General features: G+C 64.3%; 3 protein-coding genes and 1 pseudogene. 2 read left to right on the forward strand and 2 right to left on the reverse strand.

Going from position 1 to position 4,607, the window contains the following annotated elements; genetic code table 11:
• Positions 1 to 314 (reverse strand): annotated as a pseudogene (locus BG35_RS10760) (hypothetical protein); the annotation flags it as partial.
• Positions 315 to 419: 105 nt separating this feature from the next.
• Here BG35_RS10760 and recN point away from each other — a divergent pair.
• Positions 420 to 2,114: a DNA repair protein RecN gene (gene recN, locus BG35_RS0106750; RefSeq protein WP_025782235.1), complete on the forward strand. Its 1,695-nt coding sequence runs from the start codon at positions 420 to 422 to the stop codon at positions 2,112 to 2,114.
• 225 nt (positions 2,115 to 2,339) lie between these two features.
• On the opposite strand, the gene radA is transcribed toward recN, so the two are convergent.
• Entirely contained in the window at positions 2,340 to 3,779 is a 1,440-nt protein-coding gene (gene radA, locus BG35_RS0106755) for a DNA repair protein RadA (protein WP_025782236.1), read from the reverse strand.
• Between the two features lie 139 nt (positions 3,780 to 3,918).
• Between radA and rpaB the strand changes: the two genes are divergently transcribed.
• A partial coding sequence (gene rpaB / locus BG35_RS0106760) for a response regulator transcription factor RpaB (RefSeq protein WP_025782237.1) occupies positions 3,919 to 4,607 on the forward strand: 689 nt, incomplete at its 3' end.

Below are 4,607 nucleotides of genomic sequence, written 5' to 3' on the forward strand. Positions count from 1 at the left end.
CGGGTGGACAGGGCCTGACCGGCTTTGATGAAGGCGGGTCCCAGTTCGGTGAGAAGCTCACACAACTGGCGGCCCCGCTGACGCACCTGGTCCTCCTGGCGCAACCCGCCGGTGAGCCGGTCCATGAGCACAGTCAGAAGGAAAGCCCCGATGGGGACCAGCGTCTGCCAGAGGCGCCGTAGCAATTGCCGGGGGTGACCACGATAGAGTCTGGCCACGGCTTCGGGATCGTAGCGATTGAGATCGGCGGCGCCAAGGACGTCTTGCGGATGGCCGTTGTCATTTGCTGGAGCGGATCTGGACAAACTGGTCACGGCCTGGTCCGGTCGACGCGGGGATGGAGACAATCCTAGGAAACTCTAAAGAGCCGCTGCTGGCGGCCATGGGATTATCCTTGGGCATCCATTGCCCTTGCGCCTGTGCTACTGGCGCTGAAGCTGGACAACGTTGCTCTGATTGACGCTCTCGACCTTGAGTTTTCCCCTGGGCTGACCGTGCTGACCGGTGAAACCGGAGCCGGCAAATCCTTGCTCCTTGATTCCCTGGACGTGTTGCTGGGGGCCGAGGTTCCCAGACACCTGCTGCGCCATGGCCAGGACCAAGCCCGGATTGAAGGCCGGTTTGCCCCCCATGGGGGGGCCTCGCTTCTGCTGGAGCAGCGGGGCCTTGGAGCCTTGGGGCAGCCGCCGTCGGCACTGGTGGTGACCCGCCGACTGTTTCGTCGTGGCGAACGGATCAGCAGTCGCGGACGCATTAACGGCATCAGCGTCAACCGTCGGACCCTTCTGGAGTTGCGGCCGTTGCTCATCGACCTGACGGTTCAGGGGCAAACCCAGCGGTTGGGGCGCCCGTCTCAGCAACGCCGTTGGCTGGACGGCTTTGGGGATGGCGGCCATCAACAAGCCCGCCGCCTGGTGGCGGCGGCCCATGAAACATGGGTTCGCCATCGCGCTGCCCTGGACCGCCTCAAGGCGGAACGGACGGCCCTTCAACAGGGTTGGGAGGAGAATGCCCGGATGCTCGTGGATCTGCGCCAGGGGGCTCTGGAGGATCCCCAGGAGTTGGCGACCCTGAAACGGAGCCAGGATCGGCTTGCCCATGCCTTGCGCCTGCAACAGGGCAGTTGGGCTGTGGTGCAGAACCTTCAGGAGCCGTTGCCCGGGCAGGGGTCGGCCCTGGACCTGCTTGGGCAGGCGGAGGGGGAGTTACGGGGCCTGGTTGCCGTTGACCCCACCCTTGAGCCGCTCCTGCAACGCCTTCAACAGGCCCGGGACCAAGTGCAGGACGTGGCTCTGGCGCTGCAAGACTATGGCCAGCAACTGGAGAGCCAGCCTCTGGCCCTGGCCGATCTTCAGGAGCGCATCGCCCAGCTTCAACGCCTGGAGCGACGGTACGGCCACAGCCTGGCGGAGTTGATCCGCCGCCGGGATGAACTGGAAGGGGCCACGACGAAGCTGGATTGGGAAGCGCGGCAACAGCGGGTTGAGCAGGAGGAACGGGCTGCCCATGACCGGCTTTGCCAGGCCTGTGGAGAACTGCGCCAATGCCGGCAGCAGGCGGCGGATCGTCTTGTGGCTGATCTCATGGCCGTGCTGAGACCCATGGGACTGGAGCAGATGCGCTTTGCCGTAGAACTGAAGCCTCGGCCCCCCACGGAGCATGGCAGCGAGGAGGTGTGCTTCCTCTTTTCCGCCAATCCCGGTGAAACCATGGCCCCGCTTGGGGACGTGGCCTCCGGCGGTGAAATGTCCCGTTTCCTCCTGTCCTTGAAAACCTGTCTTGCCAGGACGGATCTCCCTGTCACCCTGTTGTTCGACGAGATTGACAGCGGTGTGAGTGGTCGCGTCAGCGCCGCCATGGCCGAGCTTCTGCACCGTCTTGCACGGTGTCATCAAGTGTTTTGCGTCACCCACCAGCCCCTGATTGCCGCCCGGGCCGATCACCATTTCCGGGTGAGTAAGCACATGGAGGGGGGGCGCACCCGCACCCGGGTTACGGCGCTGGCCACCCTGGCGGCTCGGGAAGAGGAATTGGCCCAATTGGCTGGCGGCAACCCCCAGGAAGCACGGCGCTATGTGGCCAGCCTGCTACGGGACCGCTTGCCGAACCATTGATCCAATCACCAAGCGGCGCCCCGGTTGGGCGCTCCTGCTCACCGCCAGGGAGAGATGGCCACTGGCCAAGGGCATCTCAAGGGTGGTGGTCGGGTCCAACTGGCGGCCACCGGGCGCCAGGGGCGCTGACGGGGGCGTCCGGGCCGCCGTCACCTTCCTGAAACCCCATAGAATCTTCTGATCCTGAAAATGCTCCGTCAGCTATACGATTCAGCCCTTTCTCTCTTACACTTGACGTACATTCCCGTCCTCCATTGAATCCGCCGCGGTCGGATCGTTTTGCAGGGCGGCTGTCAGTGCCTGGCGGATGGTCCCCGCCTGGATGACGGTCATGGCGGCTGGGGGGGTGATCTCGCTGCCAGTGGGAACCAGAGCCCGGTGAAACCCCAGGCGTTGTCCCTCCTGGAGCCGTTGCTCCATCCGAGCCACGGGACGCAGTTGACCGCCCAACCCCAATTCGCCAATGCACAGGGTGCCGGGGGGAACCACCAGGTCCCGATGGCTGGCCACCACCGCCACCGCCACCCCCACGTCTGCCGCCGGTTCAGCCACTTCCAGACCGCCGGCAACGGCCAGGTAGCAGTCAAAGCGGGACAGGGGAAGCCCCAACTGCTTTTCCAGCACCGCCAGGATCTGATGAAGGCGGTTGACGGCAATGCCCGTGGCGGCGCGGCGCGGGCTGGCGTAGCTGCTGGGACTCACCAGGGCCTGCAACTCCACCACCAGGGGACGGGTGCCCTCACACGCCACAATGGCGGCGGCGCCGCTGGTGGGCTCCCCCTGACTCAAGAACAGTTGGCTGGGATTGGCCACCTCCGCCAACCCCCTCTCCTCCATTTCAAAGACCCCCAACTCGAAGGTGGCGCCGAAACGGTTTTTCAGGGACCGCAAGAGACGGTGGTTCACGAAACGGTCTCCCTCGAAGCTCAGAACCGCATCCACCAGATGTTCCAGTGTTTTGGGGCCGGCCAGCATTCCCTCCTTGGTCACGTGCCCCACCAGCAGCGTGGCAATGTCCCTGGTCTTGGCCAATTGCCGCAGGGCCGCTGCGCAATCCCGCACCTGGGCCACCGAGCCCGCCGGGGAATTGAGGTCCGGGTTGTGGAGGGCTTGAATGCTGTCAATGACGGCCACATCCGGAGCCAGACTTTCCAGTTCCTGCAGCACCAAGTGCAGATCGGTTTCCGCCTGGAGCCGCAATCCCGCGGCGCTGCCGGGGTCGTGGGGGGGCGCCTCCGGACGGCAACCACACAACCGTGACCAGCGCAGCCGGATCTGCTGGGCCGACTCCTCCGCACCCACGTAGAGAACGTCTACCTGTCGCGCCATGTGGTGGGCGGTCTGGAGCAGCAAGGTGGATTTGCCAATGCCGGGATCACCGCCAACCAGCACCAGAGACCCCCGAACCAGCCCTCCCCCCAACACCCGATCCAGTTCACCGGAGCCCGTGCCGATGCGCACCTCGGCCATGGGCTCCACCGCCGCCATGGGCAGGGAACGGGGCGCGGTTGAGGATGACTGGCCCCGCTGCGATGCGAGGGAGCGGGCCGGGGGCGACTCCTCAACCAGGGTGTTCCAGGCGCCGCAGGAGGGGCAACGGCCAAAGAACTGGTGGGCCTGGGAACCACAGGCCTGGCAACGGTAGACCGGCTGAACGCGAGGCACGTCAGCGACGGAGGATGGATGGGGGGCGCTCCATGGGGACTGGCGATCCTCTTTGTAAAGAAAAATAGCGGCCTGCCCAGGTTACGCTTGTGCCCCCCATCCACCGCCTCAGATTGTTAAGCAAGCATAAATTCTGCCCATGTCTACTGGCAGCAAGTCAAAGGAGCAAATCCTGATTGTGGATGACGAAGCCAGCATCCGCCGAATCCTGGAAGCTCGCCTTTCCATGATTGGCTACATGGTGCATAGCGCTAGCAATGGGGAGGAGGCCCTGGATCTGTTCCATCGCCACCAGCCGGACCTGCTGGTTCTGGACGTGATGATGCCCAAGCTGGATGGGTACGGCGTTTGTCAGGAGGTGCGCCGTGAATCCGATGTGCCCATCATCATGCTCACCGCCCTGGGAGACGTGGCGGACCGCATTACCGGCCTTGAGCTCGGGGCTGACGACTACGTGATCAAGCCCTTCAGTCCCAAGGAGTTGGAGGCGCGCATTCGTTCCGTGCTGCGCCGCATTGATAAGGAATCGGGATCAGGGGCGCCGAATTCGGGCTTGATCCATGTGGGGCAGTTGCACATTGACGCCAACAAGCGTCAAGTGTTCAAGGGGGATGAGCGCATTCGTCTCACGGGGATGGAGTTCAGTCTGCTGGAGTTGCTGGTGAGCCGGTCGGGGGAACCGTTCAGCCGCTCCGAGATTCTCAAGGAGGTGTGGGGGTACACCCCTGAACGCCATGTGGACACCCGGGTGGTGGACGTGCATATCTCCCGGCTGCGGGCCAAGCTGGAGGAAGATCCCGCCAATCCGGAACTGATCCTCACAGCCCG

The organism is Candidatus Synechococcus spongiarum SH4, from assembly GCF_000586015.1.
Taxonomy (GTDB): domain Bacteria; phylum Cyanobacteriota; class Cyanobacteriia; order PCC-6307; family Cyanobiaceae; genus Synechococcus_B; species Synechococcus_B spongiarum_F.